A 16,519-nucleotide genomic window follows, 5' to 3' on the forward strand; every position below is an offset into this window, starting at 1 on the left:
TACCGCCGGATTCAGCGCGGCTGGGCGGGCGGGGACGACGACAGGGCCTTCATGCACGCGCGCAGGGCTGTCATGCGCTTCTTGATCTCCTTCTCGGCCGGTGTGGCGGTCGGGTTCGGGCTGGGCAGCTCAACGCCCTGCTTGCGCATGCAGTCGTTGAACGCCTTGGCCGCCTTCGACTGCCCGGGCGGGGTGGGCAGGACCGTCGTCCCCTTGCCGGACGACGAGGACGAAGGGCCGGGTGACTCGGCGGCCCCGCCGCCGTCGCCGGAGCCGCCGCATCCGGCCAGGGCGAGCATCAACGCCAGGGCCGCTACATGACCGCGTTTCAAGGCAGTACCTCCATGGACCGGGGTGGGGCCGCCATGATGCGCAGGTGGCGTGGCGCGCGAATACTCTCGTGCGTGCCAATGGCGTGGGGGCCGCTTAGCAACTCGGTTCCAATTCGGGGCCGTGAGGGCGTCCGGCCGCCTTGCGCGCTGGTTCAACCAAACCGGGAGCCGTGCCGTACTCTGAGTTGGGTTGCTGGAGACCACCCCCCGGTGAGCGGGGTGCACGACCGGAGGGGCTAGCCGCATGGCATACCTGGCTGGAGCGTTGATTCTGTTCTTCGGCCTCCTGGTGTCCATCGCGCTGCACGAGCTCGGGCACTTCTCGTTCGCCAAGCTGTTCAAGGTGCGGACCACCCAGTTCATGGTCGGGTTCGGTCCGACGATGTGGTCGTGGCGCCGCGGCGAGACCGAGTACGGGATCAAATGGATTCCGCTCGGCGGCTACATCCGGATGATCGGGATGCTGCCACCGCGCAAAGGAGACGCACCCGGGAAGATCCGGCAGGCCAGCACCGGCCCGTTCCAGGGGCTCATCGAGTCCGCGCGCGGGGTGGCGCTGGAGGAGGTTCGGCCGGGAGACGAGACCCGCGTCTTCTACGGCAAGAAGTGGTGGCAGAAGCTGCTGATCATGTCCGGCGGGCCCGCGATGAACCTGCTGCTGGCGGTGGTGTTCTTCGCGATCCTGCTGATGGGCATCGGCACGAACCAGCCGCAGCCGGTGATCCGGGAGGTCGCCGAATGCATGGTGCCGGCGAGCCAGTCCGAGCTCACCGAGTGCCCGGCGAACGCCGCGCCGACCCCGGCGAAGCAGGTCGGGCTGCAGGCCGGTGACCAGATCGTCGTGTTCGGCGGCCAGAAGATCGACGACTACCGGCAGCTGCAGGAGCTGATCCGCGGGGCGGGCGGGCAGACCGTGCCGATGACCGTCGAGCGCGACGGGCGGGACGTGAAGCTGAACGTCCCGATCACCCGCAACCGGATGTACCACCTGGAGGACCCGGACAAGATCGTCGAGGTCGGGTTCCTCGGCATCACGCCGACCAGCGCCGTCGAGCGGCAGGGCCCCGGCGCGGTCGCGAGCACGATGGGCGACCTCACCGCCCGCACCGCGGGCGCGCTGGTGCGGATGCCGGAGAAGATGGTCGGCATCTGGGAGGCGGCGTTCGGCGGGGAGGAACGCGACCCGAACGGCCCGATCGGGGTCGTCGGCGTCAGCCGGATCGGCGGGGACGTCGCCGCGTCCGACACCCTGACCGGGACCGAGAAGGTCTCCTACTTCGTGATGCTGCTCGGGTCGCTGAACCTCGCGGTCGGGATGTTCAACCTCGTCCCGCTGCTGCCGCTGGACGGAGGGCACATCGCAGGCGCCCTCCTGGAGGCGATCAAGAAGGCGTTCGCCAAGGTCTTCCGGAGGCCCGACCCCGGCTATGTGGACGTGGCCAAGGCGTTGCCGGTGACCTACGTGATGGCGGCCGTGCTGATCATCATGGGCGGGCTGCTCATCTACGCCGACCTCGTCAACCCCGTCCGTTTCACAGGGTAGCGGGCAGCTCACCGGTCTTCAGGAAACCGTTCAGCGCGGCGAGGTAGGGCCCTATGTCCAGGCCCTGCTCGGCCAGCCACGCGTCCGACCCGTAGGTGCCGGTGTAGCGTTCGGCACCGTCGCAGATCAGCGTGACGACGCTGCCGCGTTCCCCGGCCGCCCGCATCTGCGCGACCAGCACCGCCGCGCCCCACATGTTGGTGCCGGTCGAGCCGCCGACGTCGCGGCCGCTGACCTCGCTCGTCCAGCGCATCGCCGCGACGGACGCCGCGTCCGGTACCCGGATCATCCGGTCGATCACCGCGGGCATGAAGGACGGCTCGACGCGGGGACGGCCGATACCCTCGATCCGCGAGCCCGCCGCCGTCCGCTCCGGGTCCGCGTCGGCGAACGAGCCGAAGAACGCCGACCCCTCCGGGTCGACGACCGCGAGCCGCGTCTGGAACCGCCGGTACCGCGCGTACCGGCCGATCGTCGCGGACGTCCCGCCGGTGCCCGCGCCCACCACCACCCAGGACGGTTCGGGGAACCGCTCCAGCCGCATCTGCTCGAAGATCGACTCGGCGATGTTGTTGTTGCCGCGCCAGTCCGTGGCCCGCTCGGCGTAGGTGAACTGATCCATGAAGTGCCCGCCGCACTCGGCCGCCAGCCGCCGCGACTCGTCGTAGATCGACGACGGGTCGTCCACCAGATGGCAGCGGCCGCCGTGGAACTCGATGAGCTGGATCTTCTCCGGGCTGGTGGACGCGGGCATCACCGCGACGAACGGCAGCCCGAGCAGCCGCGCGAAGTACGCCTCCGACACCGCCGTCGATCCGCTGGATGCCTCGATGATCGTCGTGTCGGCGCGGATCCAGCCGTTCGCCAGCCCGTACAGGAACAGCGACCGCGCGAGCCGGTGTTTCAGGGAACCGGTGGGATGGACGGACTCGTCCTTCAGATACAGGTCGATGCCCCACTCCGGCGGCAGCGGGAACACGTGCAGGTGCGTGTCGGCGCTGCGGTTGGCGTCGGCGTCGACGAGCCGGACGGCCTCGGAGATCCATGCCCGGTACCCGGGGTCGCAGCGGTCCTCGATGCGGGTCACGGCGGTTTCTCCTCGGATCGTCGCTGATCGGCCGCGTCCCACGATATCCGTGCATGTCACCGGGCATGATGGAGGCTACGGGGGGCAGATGATCGGGATGTTCGACGCGCGGATCGTGGAGACCGGGCGGCTTCCGCTGTTCGGCTTCTTCGTCGCGTTCATGATCACTTTTGTGCTGACGCGGGTGAACGTCCGGCTGATCCGCTCGAACGTGCGGTGGTTCCGGAACGTGACCGCCGGTGACGTGCACATCCACCATGTCGTGTTCGGCGTCGTGCTGATGCTGGCGGGCGGCGTGGCGAGCCTGGCCGTCCCCGACGCGTTCGTCGGCCTCGACCTGGCGGCGGCCGTCGTGTTCGGGATGGGCTCCGCCCTCGTCCTGGACGAGTTCGCGCTGATCCTGCACCTCAGCGACGTCTACTGGACGGAGAAGGGCCGCGCTTCGGTCGACGCCGTCTTCGTCGCCATCGCCGTGACGGGGCTGCTGCTGCTCGGCGTCCACCCGCTCGGCTACGAGAGCCTCGGGCTGGACTCCGGCGCCGGCGCCGGCTCCATGTCGCCCTTCTACGCCGCGTTCCTCGTCGTCAACCTCGCCTTCGCCGTGCTGACGCTGCTGAAGGGCAAGATCTGGACCGGGCTCATCGGCCTGTTCGTCCCCGCGCTGCTGGTCATCGGCGCGATCCGGGTGGCGCGGCCCGGGTCGCCCTGGTCGCGCTGGCGGTACGACCGGGAGTCGCGCAGGTACCAGCGGGCCGTCCGGCGGGAGAAGTCGATCCGCCGGCCGCTCATCCGGGGCAAGATCTGGGTGCAGGAGTTCATCGCGGGACGGCACGACCTCATCCCGCCCGAGCTGCTGCAGCGCCGCAACGAGGCGGCCGAGCGCGCCCGCCGCCGGCGGCTCGCCCGCGTGCAGCGCAGGGCCGCGGCCCGAGCGGAGCGCAAGGCCGCGTCCCCCTTCCGGCGCAAGACCGGGACCTGGGCCGAACGCCGCGCCGAGGCCCGCGCGCGGCGCCGTGCCCAGACCCGTGCGCGGCGCGGCGCCGTCACCCGCGGCGGGAACGCGTCCCGGATGAGGACACGCGCCGCGTCCAGACGCCGCGACCGCCCGCCCGCCCCGGAACGCGACGCTCGCCAGTCCCCGGAGGAGGAGGAACCGCCGACCGGCGGGCGCCCCCGAGCCGGGACATCCGGCTGACCCGCCCCGGCCCGGGGCCGGGGGCTAGTCCGGGGGCCAGTCCATGACGGGGGTGACGGCGCGGACGGTTTCGATGGTGTCGGCCTCGGCGGCGGACTTGTCGGGCCGGTAGCGCAGGACGCGGGCGAAGCGGAGCGCGATGCCGCCCGGGTAGCGGGGGCTGTGCTGGACACCGTCGAACGCGATCTCGACGACCAGCTCGGGCCGGACGTGCACCGTCCAGTCGTCCTCGCGCACGGCGAGTTCGCGGAGCCGCTTCGTCTGCCAGGCCAGCATCTCGTCGGTGAGGCCCTTGAACGTCTTGCCGAGCATGACGAACCCGCCGGTCTCGGGGTCGCGGGCACCGAGATGCAGGTTGGACAGCAGCCCCTGCCGGCGGCCGTGCCCCCATTCGACGGCGAGGACGACGAGGTCGAGGGTGTGCCGCGGCTTCACCTTGATCCAGCCGGCGCCGCGCCGCCCGGCCGTGTAGGGGGAGTCGAGGGACTTGACGACCACGCCCTCGTGGCCGCGCGCGACCGCCTCGTCGAAGACGTCCTTGGCCCGCGCGGGGTCGGCGGTGACGATCCGGGGCATCCGCAGCTCCTCGGGGACGACCCGGGCCAGCGCCTCGTACCGCACCGCGCCCGCCGCATCGAGCAGATCGCCCCCGCCCTCTTCGGAGCGACCGCCCTCCGCGGAGCGACCGCCGCCCGGCGCGCCTTCGGCCTCGTCGTTCGTCGCAGGGGGACGACCGTCCGTGCCTTCCGGGGCGGCCTCGGGTTCGTCCAGGTACAGGACGTCGAACAGGTACACCGACAGCGGTACGGGTTCGGTGTTCTTGGCGGTCCGCGTGGCGGTGCGGGCGGCGGTGACCTGGAACGGGTGGGGACGCCGGTCCGGCCGGAGCGCGATCAGCTCGCCGTCGAACACGGCCGCCCGGACGGGCAGCTCCCGCATGGCCGCCACCACCTCGGGCAGCCGGGAGGTGATCTCGTCCAGCGTCCGGGTGAACACCCGCACCTCGCCGCCGGACACGTGCACCTGCGCGCGGATCCCGTCGAGCTTCCACTCGACGGCCGCCTCGTCGCCGAGCTTGCCGAACGCGTCGTCGATGGACGGGGCGGACGCCGCGAGCATCGGCTTGATCGGCCGCCCGACCTCCAGCGCGAACCCGCGCAGCCCGCCGACGCCGTCCGCGAAGGCGGCCGTGGCGACCGGCCCCAGCGACCCGCGCAGCATGAACGCCCGCCGCACCTCCGCGGACGGGACCTCGGCCGCCGCCGCGATGGCCTCGGCCATCACCCCGTCCAGCGCGCCCTGCCGCAGCTCGCCCGCCAGCAGCCTGATCAGGAAGTCCTGCTCGGTGCGGGTGGCGCGGCCGAACAGCGCCGCCAGCAGTTCGCGCCGCCGGGCGACCGAGCCCGGCCCGGAGACCGCGCCGATCTCGGTGAACGCGGCGTCCACCTCCGGGACGGTCAGGGACGGCTCCGCGGCGGGCGGCGGGATCTCCCGCAGGGACGCGTACCCGACCCCGATCTGGCGTTGCGGCAGCTCACCGGACAGGTAGGCGACCACGGTCGCGGCCTCGCCCGGCTCCGCCGCGCGCAGGCACTCCGCGAGCGCGGATACCTTGGCCTTACGGCCCGAGGTGCCCGCCACCGCCTGCGACGTCCGCGTGATCTCGGCTATCAGCACCCTCCCATTTTGACCACGGGGTCTGACAATCCACCGGGTCTACTCCGCGCCGGAGCCGCCGGGACGCCGGCGACGGGGCGGGCAGTCCGCCGGCTCCGGGTGGAGGCGCACCTGTACACGCCCGGCAACACCCCGACCCCGGTGAAGGACGCCGAGACCTACTACGACGAGCAGTGGGCGCAGGCGCACGGGGCCCCGCTGTTCCGGACGTACACGCTTGAGCGCCACCGGGGCATCGGCGACGAGGCGTACCGCTGGTTCAAGGCCGATGAGGCCGAGCCGACGGTGGTGGGAGAGGTCACCGCCCGGGTCCGCAACGCGGTCTTCACGGTGAGCTACAGCGAGCAGGCGTCCGGTGCGGGCGGCGGGGACGAGCGGGAGCGGGCGTGCCTCGGCAGGGCCACCGCCGCCGCCCGCGAAGTGCTCAGTGCGCTAAATCATTTCTGACCTGAATCGGCCGACCATGCCATACTTTCTGTCAACACCTTCTAGGGTGTTGCGGTAATAGGGGAGGGGTACGCCGATCATGTTCCATGCCGAGGCCATGTGATCGGCGTGCTGGCAACGCCTGGGAGGAGGAGGTCGACGACGTGACCGTGCAATCGGTAGGAATATCCTGGGTGTGATAACCCCAGGTCAGCAATCCGTTACGTCGACGGGCCGCGGAGTGGACCCCGCTCCGCGGCCCTTTTCGTTCCGGTGTCCAGACCAATGGCCCGCTGTTCGCGAACCATTTTCTAATACGTGGTTCGACATCAAGATAAAAGGCCGCGGAGTGGAACGGGTTATCGTTCCAGCAGGCCCGCCTTGATCCACACGTCGCGGGCAGGATCTGCGCCGTCCACGTACGCAGCCGGCCATCGCTCGACAACAGATCGGAGGGCATGATCCATCTCCTCTCACCGAGGGAGGGGTCAGGGAGGGCCGCGCCCGGACGTGGGCGCTACCCCCGGGAGGTGGGGATTCTGGCTATGAGCCGGAGGGCCGCGGGGGACACCCTGGAGAGGGTGTGCAGGAGGTGGCCCTCGAAGTTGACCGGGACCACGGCCTTGTTCTTGATGATGGCGTGGACGATCCGCTCGGCGACCTTCTCCGGCGGGTAGTTGCGCAGCTTGATGGCCTTCTGGCCGCGCTGCTGGAGTCGGTCGCGGGACGAGGCGTCGCCGTCGACGTAGGTGCCGTGCTCGACGATGCCGGTGCTGACGAAGCCGGGGCAGACGGCGGTGACGCCGATGCGGGAGCCCGCCAGTTCGGCGCGCAGGCATTCGCTGAGCATGAGGACCGCGGACTTGGTCGTGCAGTAGGCGGGCATCGCGCGCCAGGGCGCGAACGCCGCGGCGGACGCGACGTTGACGATGTGGCCGCCGAAGTTGGGCTTGTCGGGCTTGTTGGGGAGGGTGTGGACGCGGTCGCTCATCTGCTTGCCGAACAGGCGGGAGCCGTGGACGACGCCCCACAGGTTCACGCCCATGATGCGGTCCCAGTCGTCCAGGCTGGTGTCGAGGAAGGGGCCGGCGACCGCGATGCCGGCGTTGTTGACGACGATGTCGGGGACCCGGTGGGTCTCCTTGACCTGGGCGGCGAAGGTCTCCATGGCCTCGGCGTCGGACACGTCCACCTGGTACGCGGTGCCGCCGGCGCCGACCGTTTTGGCGAGGTCGACGGTCTTCTCCGCGGAGGGGAGGTCGATGTCGGCGGCGATGACGCTCGCGCCGTGTCCGGCCAGCGCGACGGCGGTGGCGCGGCCGATTCCGCTGCCGGCTCCGGTGACGACGGCGAGTGCTCCGTCGAAGTGCGCGAGTGGCATGCGAGACCTCCGAGATTGTCCGAGTCCGGGACGGTTGGGATTGCAGACGAAACCGGATCCAACCGTACTCAGCCCGCCGCGGCGTCGGCGATGACGGCGTCGACTTCGGCCTTGCGGGCGGCCTCCTCCGCGGCGAAGCGCTCGGTGTCGATCTTGTCGGCGATCTCCTCGTCCTGGCTCATGAGGGCGTCGAGGTCGGCCTTGGACATGTCCAGGACGCCCATGTCGTCGTAGGTCTTCTGGATGCGTTCGCTCCACAGGCCGATGTCCTTGACGCACGGGACGATGCGGCTGAACAGCAGGCTCTGGAACATCCGCATGTAGGGGGAGTTCTCCACCATCTCGTCGACCTCTTTGGGGTCGATGCCGAAGTTGGTCCAGATCTCCCGGCCGCGGATGCGGTCGCGCATCAGGTAGCAGCCCTCGATGACGAAGTCCTCGCGTTCGCGGAGTTCGGCCGGTGACAGCTGCTTGTAGTAGTCGCGGAGGGCCAGGCGGCCGAACGCGACGTGGCGGGCCTCGTCCTGCATGACGTAGGCGAGGATCTGCTTGGGGAGCGGCTTGGTGGTGATGTCGCGGATGACGCCGAACGCGGCGAGCGCGAGGCCCTCGATGAGCACCTGCATGCCGAGGTAGGGCATGTCCCAGCGGGAGTCGGTGAGGGTGTCGTTCAGCAGGTCCTGGAGCTTGGTGTTGATCGGGTAGATCAGCCCGACCTTGTCGTGCAGGAACCGGGTGAACAGCTCGACGTGGCGGGCCTCGTCCATCGTCTGGGTGGCGGAGTAGAACTTGGAGTCGAGGTCGGGGACCGTCTCGACGATGCGGGCGGCGGTGACCATCGCGCCCTGCTCGCCGTGCATGAACTGGGAGAACTGCCAGGCCGTGGAGTGCTGCCGCAGTTCGCCGCGCTCCTTGTCGGAGAGCCGGTCCCAGTACTCGGTCCCGTAGATGGCGAGGGACTGGTCGGGGACGCCGAGGGGGTTGTGCGGGTCGACCTCAAGGTCCCAGTCGATCCGCTTGGTGGAGTCCCACTGCTTGTCCTTGCCCTTCTGGTAGAGGGCGAGGAGGCGGTCGCGGCCGTCGTCGTACTCCCAGGTGAACCTGGCGTCGCCGGCCATGGGCACGTTCCAGCTGGACGTGTCGACGGGCTCGGTGTAGAGGTCGTGGGTCGACATGGGCGACTCCTCCCCGGTGGCGCGGACGTACGGTGTACGTCTCACGTACAATGTACGTACCGTGTCACGGGGCACTTATGGATGTCAACGGCGGGAAAGGGCGGCACCCGATGGCGAGGCATGTGTCCTCCGACACCCCGCAGCCGCGGCCGGTGCTCACCCGCGAGCGCATCGTGCTCGCCGCCGTCGAGCTGATCGAACGCGAGGACGCGGACGCGCTGTCGATGCGCCGGGTGGCGGCCGAGCTGGGCGTCGCCGTCATGTCCCTCTACAACCACGTGCCGAACAAGGACGCGCTGCTGGAGGGGGTCGCCGAGCACGTCGTCTCGGGCCTGGAACTGCACGACGACCCGTCCGAGCCGTGGCAGGAGCGTGCGCGGGCCCTCGTGCGCGCCTTCCGGAAGATCGCGCACGACAAGCCGCGCTGCATGACGATCGTCCTCACCCACAGGATCGACACCGCGGCCGGGCTGCGGCCGGCCGAGCGCGCCCTCGCCCTGGCGGACGCGGCCGGGTTCGACGGCGAGACGGCCGTGCGGATCATGCGGGCGCTGCTCGCGTACGCGCTCGGCGCGCAGATGCGCGAGGTCGGCATGGCGAAGATGCTCGGCCACCTCGTCGAGACGGGGGCCGAGTCGTGGGCGAACCTCGACCCGGACGAGTTCCCGCACGTGATCGCGCTCGCGTCCGAGCTGGCCACCCACGATCCGGAGGCCGACTTCGAGTTCGGCCTCGACCTGCTCATCGGGGCGCTGGACCGGCTTCCCCGGCGTCCGGCAGATAGGGGCTGAGGCCGTTCCGGCAGAAGTCGGTCATGTGGCGGGCCGCCTCCTGCGCCGACACCTCGGGGCGCCGGGTCCGCCACTGCGCCAGCCGCTCGCTCGCCCCGATGATGATCTCGGTGTAGGCCTCGACCGTGCCGGCCGGGGCGGACGGCGCGAACATCGCCAGCACCCCCGCGATCAGCGTGCTCTGCTGCCGCCGGGTCGACTCGACGGCCTCGATGGTCTCCGCGGACGCGGCCATCGGCTCGCGCAGCAGCATCGCGAACGACTTGCTGTGCGCGTCCATGAACTCGAAGTAGGCGACCATCCCGCGCCACAGGATGTCCTCGGGAGTGGCGGCGCCGGCCATGGCCTTCTGGGTGACGTCGAGCAGCTCGGCCTTGGACCGGCCGACGCAGGCGACGAGCAGCCCGTCCTTGGAGCCGAAGTACTCGTAGAGCATCGGCTTGGAGACGCCGCATCGCTCGGCGATCTCGTCCATCGAGGTGGCCTGGTAGCCGCGCTCGCCGAACACGTCCTCCGCCACGTCCAGCATCTGCCGCTCGCGCTCGGCGCGCGACATCCGCCGGCGGACCGGGCGGCGGCGTGTGGCGTCACTCACAGGAAATCCCCTCTCTTGGACCTACCGTCAGTAACCTACTCCCGGTAACTTACTGGAAGTAGGTTACGCGAGAGGATGGGTTATGAGCGAGCGAGCCCCGGCGATCGTCATCATCGGCTCCGGCTTCGCCGGCCTCGGCATGGCGATCCGGCTCAAGCAGGCGGGCTTCCACGACTTCACCGTCCTGGAGAAGAGCGAGGCGCTCGGCGGGACGTGGCACGACAACACCTATCCGGGCTGCGCCTGCGACGTGCCCTCGCACATGTACTCCTTCTCCTTCGAGCTCAACCCGGGCTGGACGCGGATGTTCGCGCCGCAGGCCGAGATCCGCTCCTACATGGAGCGCACCGCCGACAAGTATCGCGTGCGCGAGCACATCCGCTTCGGCGCGGCCGTCGAGTCCATGGAGTACGACGACGACGCCAAGCGCTGGAACGTGACCCTCGCGGACGGGACGGTCCTCACACCGAAGGCCATCGTGTCCGGCATCGGCGCCCTGCACGTCCCCTCGTTCCCGGACCTGCCCGGCATCGAGCGGTTCCAGGGCACCGCCTTCCACTCCGCCGAGTGGGACCACTCCTACGACGTCACCGGCAAGCGCGTCGCCGTCATCGGGACGGGCGCGTCCGCCATCCAGTTCGTCCCGCAGGTCGCGAAGAAGGCCGCCGACCTCGTCGTGTTCCAGCGGACGGCGCCGTGGATCCAGCCCAAGCCGGACGTGTCGATCCCGGCGCCCGTCCGCAAGGCGTTCGAGAAGGTCCCGGGCGCGGCACGCGCGTTCCGGCACGGCATCTACTGGGCGCTGGAGGCCCGCGCCGTCGGCTTCACCGTCGACCCGCGGCTGTCCCTCCCGCAGGAGCAGCTCGCCCGCCGGCTCATCGCCAAGCAGATCGCCGACCCCGAGCTGCGCGCCAAGGTGACGCCCGACTACACGATCGGCTGCAAGCGGATCCTGCTGTCCAACGACTACTATCCGGCGCTCGCGCGTCCCAACGTCGAGCTGGAGACCTCCGACATCGCGGAGGTCAGGGAGAACTCGATCGTCACCGCGGACGGACGCGAGTACGAGGTCGACTGCATCGTCTACGGCACCGGCTTCAAGGTGACCGACGCCCTCACCGACCTCCGCGTCACCGGACGCGGCGGCGTCAAGCTCCAGGAGATCTGGGCGAACGGCATCGAGGCCCACCGCGGGACCACGATCCCGGGGCTGCCGAACTTCTTCATGCTGCTCGGCCCGAACACCGGCCTCGGGCACAACTCGGTCGTCTTCATGATCGAGGTGCAGATCCAGCACGTCCTGGGCTGCCTGCGCCTGCTGCAGGAGCACCGCGCCGGCACGATCGAGCCGAAGCCCGGCGCCGCCCGCCGCTTCAACGACCGCATGCACCGACGCCTGCGCCGCGCCGTCTGGAACGAGGGCGGCTGCAGCAGCTGGTACCTGGACGACCAGGGCGTCAACCGCACCCTCTGGCCGGGGCACACCTTCGAGTTCTGGGCGAACTCCCGCAACCCGAAGCCGGAGGAGTACACCCTCAGCCGCTAGAACCCCGGACGGGGGGGTGTTAGGTGGAGGGCATGGTCAAACCGCTGATTCCTCGGGGCATGCGTTCGGTCAACAAGGTCTTCACCAACCGGATCCAGGGGGTCTACGCGCCCTACGTGCCGCCGCTCGCGGTGATCGTCCACAAGGGACGCAGGTCGGGGCGGGAGTACCGGACGCCGGTCACCGCGTTCCGCAGCGGCCGGACCGTCATCGTCGGGCTGCCGTACGGGGCCGACACCGACTGGGTCCGCAACCTCCTCGCCGAGGGATGCGGCGGGCTGGAGCGGCTCGGACGCGTCCGGCGGGTCGCGAACCCGCGGGTGCTCACCGCGGACGAGGCACGGGAACTCCCGTCGGCGGGACGGTACGCCGCCCGCTACATGGACGTCCTCGTCGCCGACATCGAGGACTAGGGACGGCGCCGCCCCCCCGGAGCGTCGGAGTCCCCGGGCGGCGGCGCCGGGTCAGGCGCGGGACGTGCCCCTGCGCCCCGGGGCGCGGCGGTTGCGGAGGCTCACCGCGCGGAGGGTGGCGTCGAGGGAGAACCGGGTGTCGGCGTCGTCGAGACTGTCGCCCATGTAGCTTTCGAGCTGCCGGAGCCGGTACCGGACGGTCTGCGGGTGGATCTTCAGGCGTTCGCCGATGTCGACGGCGGTCGACCGGGTGGTGACGGCCTCGGCGAGGGTCTCGACCAGCCGCCTGCGCTGCCCGTCGGACATCTCGCGCAGCGGTTCGAGGTGGTGGCGGGTGAGCTCCTCGACGAGCGGCGGGTCCGACAGCAGCCACATGGTCATCAGATGGTCCCGGCACGGGATGAGCGACCCGTCCCGGATGACGCCCTCCTCGGCGAGGGCGAGGACGCGCCGCGCCCAGCGCAGTGAGTGGGTCGCCCGTTCCAGCGGGACGGTGAGGCCGGTGACGCAGCTCGCGTCCGACAGTGCCGCGTGCAGCATGGCGTGGCGCGCCTCGGTGAGCGGCCCGGGGACGAGCATGCACGGTTCGGCGGAGTCCATGTCCACCAGGACGTCGGCGTCCAGCGCGGCGCGGGTGCACGGCGCCTCGGGGTGCACGGCGATGAGGGTGGCCTCGCCCGGGAGCGGCCACCAGCAGGTCGCCTTGGCGAGTTCCTCGATCGCCTCGGGGACGACGGCGGGCTGCTGGAGGATCAGGTGCAGGAGCCGCTTGCGGTCCTCGCGGCGGCGGACGTCGGCGTGGCCGGTGGCCTGCTGGTGCCCGAGCCGGATCTGGGCGACGGCCTCTTCGAGGTAGACGAGCATCGCGTCGACCGTGCTGGAGACGATCGACGTGGGGATCTGCTCGCGTTCGGCGACGATGACGGTGCGGCGCCAGGCGATGTGGAAGGCGATCCGGGACGCGGCCTGGAGGTGGTCCAGGTTGCGTCCCTCGATGGCCTCGAACTGCCCGACCGCGCGGCAGGTCTCGTCGCGCTGGGTGGCCGGCGCGCCGGGATCGGCGACCCTGTCCAGAAATGCGGAGAGCAGTATCTCGGTGCTGAGCCGCAGAATCTGGTCGTACGCGGAGTCCGCGGGACGGTTGTACTCCGGGATGGACTCCCGGATCCCGTTGACGACCTCTTGGGTGACTCCGGGCAGCTCTGAACGCAGCAGGTCGATGAAATCGGAGAAGACGCTATTGCTTGTTTCGGACAATTCCAGTGCCTGCGACATGGGGATGGGAAACCTCCGCAACGGGCCGGCCGGCACGGGCCGCCGCCCCGCCCGTCCCGGGGGGCGGGACGGGCGGCGCCGGCGGGGTGTGCCGAGCGGGAGCGGACACCCTGGGGGACGGGATCGACGACACCGCGAACATAAAGTGGCCGGTGACCGCTGACAAGGCTTCCCGGTCGGATCGGCGGTCAGAGGGCTCGGCTTGCGCGAGATGTGACAAAACCGCGGTCCGGTTGCTGTCCCGTTGACAATCCTCGGTCGGCGGCCTCGGCGGATCGTCCCCGCACCCCATCAAGTTACCGGCCGGTAGTCACCGGTGAAGGTTCTGAGAAGATCAAAGACTAAGCCGGTGACAATTCTGAAGGCCTTTTACTGAATTGCCGCAGGAATCCTGCGGACCCCTATTGAACCCCGGGTCTACTGGCCCGTAACGTCCTCGCTTGACCCGGCCGACATGGGTGGTGATGGTCGTTGGGAATTGAAGTCGTGGTCGAAGGGCTGTCCAAAGCGTTCGGACCGCAGACCATTTGGAGCGATGTCACCCTCACCCTGCCCGAGGGTGAGGTGAGCGTGCTGCTCGGCCCGTCGGGCACCGGCAAGACGGTTTTCCTCAAGTCGCTGATCGGGCTCCTCAAGCCCGAGCGGGGGCGCGTGCTCGTCGACGGCGTCGACATGGTGAACGACCCCGACCGCAGGGTCTACCAGGCCCGCAAGCGGTTCGGCCTGATGTTCCAGGACGGTGCGCTGTTCGGATCGCTGTCCCTGTTCGACAACATCGCGTTCCCGCTGCGCGAGCACACCCGCAAGAAGGAGTCCGAGATCCGCCGCATCGTCCTGGAGCGCATGGAGATGGTCGGCCTCGCCGGCGAGGAGCGCAAGCTGCCCGGCCAGCTCTCCGGCGGCATGCGCAAGCGTGCCGGGCTCGCGCGCGCGCTGGTCCTCGACCCCGAGATCATCCTGTGCGACGAACCCGACTCGGGTCTGGACCCCGTCCGCACCGCCTACCTGTCGCAGGTGCTCATCGACGTCAACGCGCGGATCGACGCGACGATGCTGATCGTCACGCACAACATCGAGATCGCCGCGACCGTCCCCGACAACATCGGCATGCTGTACCGCCGCGACCTGATCGCGTTCGGCCCCCGCGAGGCGGTGCTGACCAGCGACGAGCCGGCCGTCGACCAGTTCCTGCACGGAGACCCGCGCGGACCCATCGGCATGTCGGAGGAGAAGGACGCCGCCGCCCTCGCCGCGGAGGCGGCCGCGGCGGCGGCCTCCGCGCCGCGCCGCCGCAAGATCGAGATACCGCGGCAGCTGCGCCCGACGCCCGGGATGCCGGCCCGCCGGGGCGAACAGCGCCACGCGCAACGCGTCGACGCGATGCTCCCGTACCTCCCCTATCCCGCGCAGCAGGCCATCTGGGCCGGGCGCCGCGACCGGCAGGAGGCGGGCGGCCATGGCGGCGCCTGAGACGACCGCCCCCGGCGCCGGCGCGCTGCGCCAGGTCGGGAGGCTGTTCCTGCTCGCCGCGACCGTCGTCGCGATGACGTTCCGGCGGCCCTTCCAGCTCCGCGAGCTGATCCAGCAGTTCTGGTTCATCGCGTCGGTGGCGATCCTGCCGACGGCGCTCGTGTCGATCCCGTTCGGCGCCGTCATCTCGCTCCAGGTCGGGTCGCTGGCCAAGCAGCTCGGGGCGCAGTCGCTCACCGGCGGCGCGAGCGTGCTCGCCATCGTGCAGCAGGCGAGCCCCCTGATCGTGGCGCTGCTCATCTCGGGCGCCGCGGGCTCGGCGATCTGCGCCGACCTCGGCTCGCGGACGATCCGGGAGGAGATGGACGCGATGGAGGTGATGGGCGTCTCGCCCATCCAGCGCCTCGTCGTCCCCCGGGTGCTCGCCTGCATGGCGGTGGCGGTCCTGCTGAACGGGCTGGTCTCCGTCGTCGGCGTGGCCGGCGGCTACTTCTTCAACGTGCTGATGCAGGACGGGACGCCCGGCGCCTACCTCGCCTCGTTCTCGGCGCTCGCGCAGCTTCCCGACCTGTACATCAGCGAGCTGAAGGCGCTGCTGTTCGGGTTCATCGCCGGCGTCGTGGCCGCCTACCGCGGGCTCAACCCGAGACCCGGGCCGAAGGGCGTCGGGGACGCGGTCAACCAGTCGGTCGTCATCACGTTCCTGCTGCTGTTCTTCGTCAACCTCGTGCTGACGGCGATCTACCTGCAGGTCGTCCCGCCGAAGGGGGCCTGACATGGCGATCCCGGGTGCCCGCCGGCTCCGGCCGGTGAAACTGGTGTCGTGGCTGGACCGGCCCGGCGACCAGCTCACCTTCTACGTCAAGGCGCTGCTGTGGACGCCGCGCGCCCTGCGCCGCTACATGCGCGAGTCGCTGCGGCTGCTCGGCGAGGTCGCGTTCGGCAGCGGCGCGCTGGCGGTGATCGGCGGCACCGTCGGCGTGATGATCGGCATGACGGTGTTCACCGGCGTCGTCGTCGGCCTCCAGGGGTACGCGGCGCTCGACCAGATCGGATCGTCGGCGTTCACCGGGTTCGTGTCGGCGTACTTCAACACCCGCGAGATCGCGCCGCTGGTGTCGGGGCTGGCGCTGTCGGCGACGGTCGGCGCGGGCTTCACCGCGCAGCTCGGCGCGATGCGGATCAACGAGGAGATCGACGCGCTGGAGGGCATGGGCGTCCCGTCCCTGCCGTACCTGGTGACGACCCGCATCATCGCGGGCACCGTCGCGATCGTGCCGCTGTACGGGATCGGGCTGCTCAGCTCGTTCCTGGCGTCCAGACAGGTGACGCTCTGGTTCAACGGGCAGTCCGCCGGGACCTATGACCATTACTTCAACATCTTCCTCGCCCCCGAGGACGTGGTGCTGTCGTTCGTCAAGGTGCTGATCTTCAGCGTCATGGTGGTGCTGGCGCACTGCTACTACGGCTACCGCGCGGTCGGCGGCCCCGCCGGCGTGGGCATCGCCGTCGGCCGCGCGGTCCGCACCGCGATCGTGCTGATCTCCGTGACGGACTTCTTCATCAGCCTCGCCATCTGGGGCGCGACGACGACCGTGAAGGTGACGGGCTGA

At 70.3% G+C, this 16,519-nt stretch carries 16 protein-coding genes; 9 read left to right on the top strand and 7 right to left on the bottom strand.

Annotated elements, in window-relative coordinates:
- Positions 1-11 precede the first annotated feature (11 nt).
- Positions 12-332, bottom strand: a complete 321-nt coding sequence (locus ACGFK0_RS24610; RefSeq protein WP_392908567.1) for a hypothetical protein — start codon at positions 330-332, stop codon at positions 12-14.
- 244 nt (positions 333-576) lie between these two features.
- On the opposite strand from ACGFK0_RS24610, the gene ACGFK0_RS24615 reads away from it, so the two are divergent.
- Positions 577-1,875: a M50 family metallopeptidase gene (locus ACGFK0_RS24615; RefSeq protein ID WP_392908569.1), complete on the top strand. Its 1,299-nt coding sequence runs from the start codon at positions 577-579 to the stop codon at positions 1,873-1,875.
- Here the strand turns inward: ACGFK0_RS24615 and ACGFK0_RS24620 are convergent.
- Positions 1,865-2,962 carry a PLP-dependent cysteine synthase family protein gene (locus tag ACGFK0_RS24620; protein WP_392908571.1) on the bottom strand — a complete coding sequence of 366 codons (1,098 nt, stop codon included), beginning with the start codon at positions 2,960-2,962 and terminating at the stop codon, positions 1,865-1,867. The two genes, ACGFK0_RS24615 and ACGFK0_RS24620, sit on opposite strands and share 11 nt — an antisense overlap.
- An 88-nt stretch (positions 2,963-3,050) precedes the next feature.
- Between ACGFK0_RS24620 and ACGFK0_RS24625 the strand changes: the two genes are divergently transcribed.
- Positions 3,051-4,157: a hypothetical protein gene (locus ACGFK0_RS24625; protein WP_392908573.1), complete on the top strand. Its 1,107-nt coding sequence runs from the start codon at positions 3,051-3,053 to the stop codon at positions 4,155-4,157.
- 24 nt (positions 4,158-4,181) lie between these two features.
- On the opposite strand, the gene ACGFK0_RS24630 is transcribed toward ACGFK0_RS24625, so the two are convergent.
- Positions 4,182-5,834, bottom strand: a complete 1,653-nt coding sequence (locus tag ACGFK0_RS24630; RefSeq protein WP_392908575.1) for an ATP-dependent DNA ligase — start codon at positions 5,832-5,834, stop codon at positions 4,182-4,184.
- Positions 5,835-5,843: 9 nt separating this feature from the next.
- Between ACGFK0_RS24630 and ACGFK0_RS24635 the strand changes: the two genes are divergently transcribed.
- The gene (locus tag ACGFK0_RS24635) at positions 5,844-6,281 is read left to right on the top strand and encodes a hypothetical protein (RefSeq protein ID WP_392908577.1); all 438 of its coding nucleotides are present in this window, start codon (positions 5,844-5,846) and stop codon (positions 6,279-6,281) included.
- Positions 6,282-6,777: 496 nt separating this feature from the next.
- Here the strand turns inward: ACGFK0_RS24635 and ACGFK0_RS24640 are convergent, their stop codons facing one another.
- Positions 6,778-7,641 (bottom strand): SDR family NAD(P)-dependent oxidoreductase, encoded by an 864-nt coding sequence (locus ACGFK0_RS24640; RefSeq protein ID WP_392908579.1) that lies wholly within the window; start codon positions 7,639-7,641, stop codon positions 6,778-6,780.
- Between the two features lie 68 nt (positions 7,642-7,709).
- On the bottom strand, positions 7,710-8,816 hold the full coding sequence (locus tag ACGFK0_RS24645) for a ferritin-like domain-containing protein (RefSeq protein ID WP_392908838.1): 1,107 nt from the start codon (positions 8,814-8,816) through the stop codon (positions 7,710-7,712).
- Between the two features lie 110 nt (positions 8,817-8,926).
- On the opposite strand from ACGFK0_RS24645, the gene ACGFK0_RS24650 reads away from it, so the two are divergent.
- Positions 8,927-9,607: a TetR/AcrR family transcriptional regulator C-terminal domain-containing protein gene (locus ACGFK0_RS24650; protein ID WP_392908581.1), complete on the top strand. Its 681-nt coding sequence runs from the start codon at positions 8,927-8,929 to the stop codon at positions 9,605-9,607.
- Here the strand turns inward: ACGFK0_RS24650 and ACGFK0_RS24655 are convergent.
- Positions 9,558-10,202 (bottom strand): TetR/AcrR family transcriptional regulator, encoded by a 645-nt coding sequence (locus ACGFK0_RS24655; protein ID WP_392908583.1) that lies wholly within the window; start codon positions 10,200-10,202, stop codon positions 9,558-9,560. The two genes, ACGFK0_RS24650 and ACGFK0_RS24655, sit on opposite strands and share 50 nt — an antisense overlap.
- 82 nt (positions 10,203-10,284) lie before the next feature.
- Here ACGFK0_RS24655 and ACGFK0_RS24660 point away from each other — a divergent pair, with 82 nt between their 5' ends.
- Positions 10,285-11,748, top strand: a complete 1,464-nt coding sequence (locus ACGFK0_RS24660) for a flavin-containing monooxygenase (protein WP_392908585.1) — start codon at positions 10,285-10,287, stop codon at positions 11,746-11,748.
- Positions 11,749-11,780: 32 nt separating this feature from the next.
- Positions 11,781-12,161, top strand: coding sequence for a nitroreductase family deazaflavin-dependent oxidoreductase (locus tag ACGFK0_RS24665; RefSeq protein ID WP_392908587.1), 381 nt, complete (start codon positions 11,781-11,783; stop codon positions 12,159-12,161).
- 51 nt (positions 12,162-12,212) lie between these two features.
- Here ACGFK0_RS24665 and ACGFK0_RS24670 read toward each other — a convergent pair whose 3' ends face one another.
- Positions 12,213-13,436 carry a helix-turn-helix domain-containing protein gene (locus ACGFK0_RS24670; protein ID WP_392908589.1) on the bottom strand — a complete coding sequence of 408 codons (1,224 nt, stop codon included), beginning with the start codon at positions 13,434-13,436 and terminating at the stop codon, positions 12,213-12,215.
- Between the two features lie 471 nt (positions 13,437-13,907).
- On the opposite strand from ACGFK0_RS24670, the gene ACGFK0_RS24675 reads away from it, so the two are divergent.
- From ACGFK0_RS24675 to ACGFK0_RS24685, 3 genes are read left to right on the top strand one after another with little or no spacing between them, the layout of a single operon-like run.
- Positions 13,908-14,906, top strand: a complete 999-nt coding sequence (locus tag ACGFK0_RS24675; RefSeq protein ID WP_392908591.1) for an ABC transporter ATP-binding protein — start codon at positions 13,908-13,910, stop codon at positions 14,904-14,906.
- Positions 14,893-15,681 (top strand): MlaE family ABC transporter permease, encoded by a 789-nt coding sequence (locus ACGFK0_RS24680; protein ID WP_392908593.1) that lies wholly within the window; start codon positions 14,893-14,895, stop codon positions 15,679-15,681. Before ACGFK0_RS24675 ends, ACGFK0_RS24680 begins: the two co-directional genes overlap by 14 nt.
- Before the next feature lies 1 nt (position 15,682).
- Entirely contained in the window at positions 15,683-16,519 is an 837-nt protein-coding gene (locus ACGFK0_RS24685; protein WP_392908595.1) for an MlaE family ABC transporter permease, read from the top strand.

The organism is Spirillospora sp. NPDC048823 (genome assembly GCF_043198445.1).
In the GTDB taxonomy this organism is placed as follows: Bacteria; Actinomycetota; Actinomycetes; order Streptosporangiales; family Streptosporangiaceae; genus Spirillospora.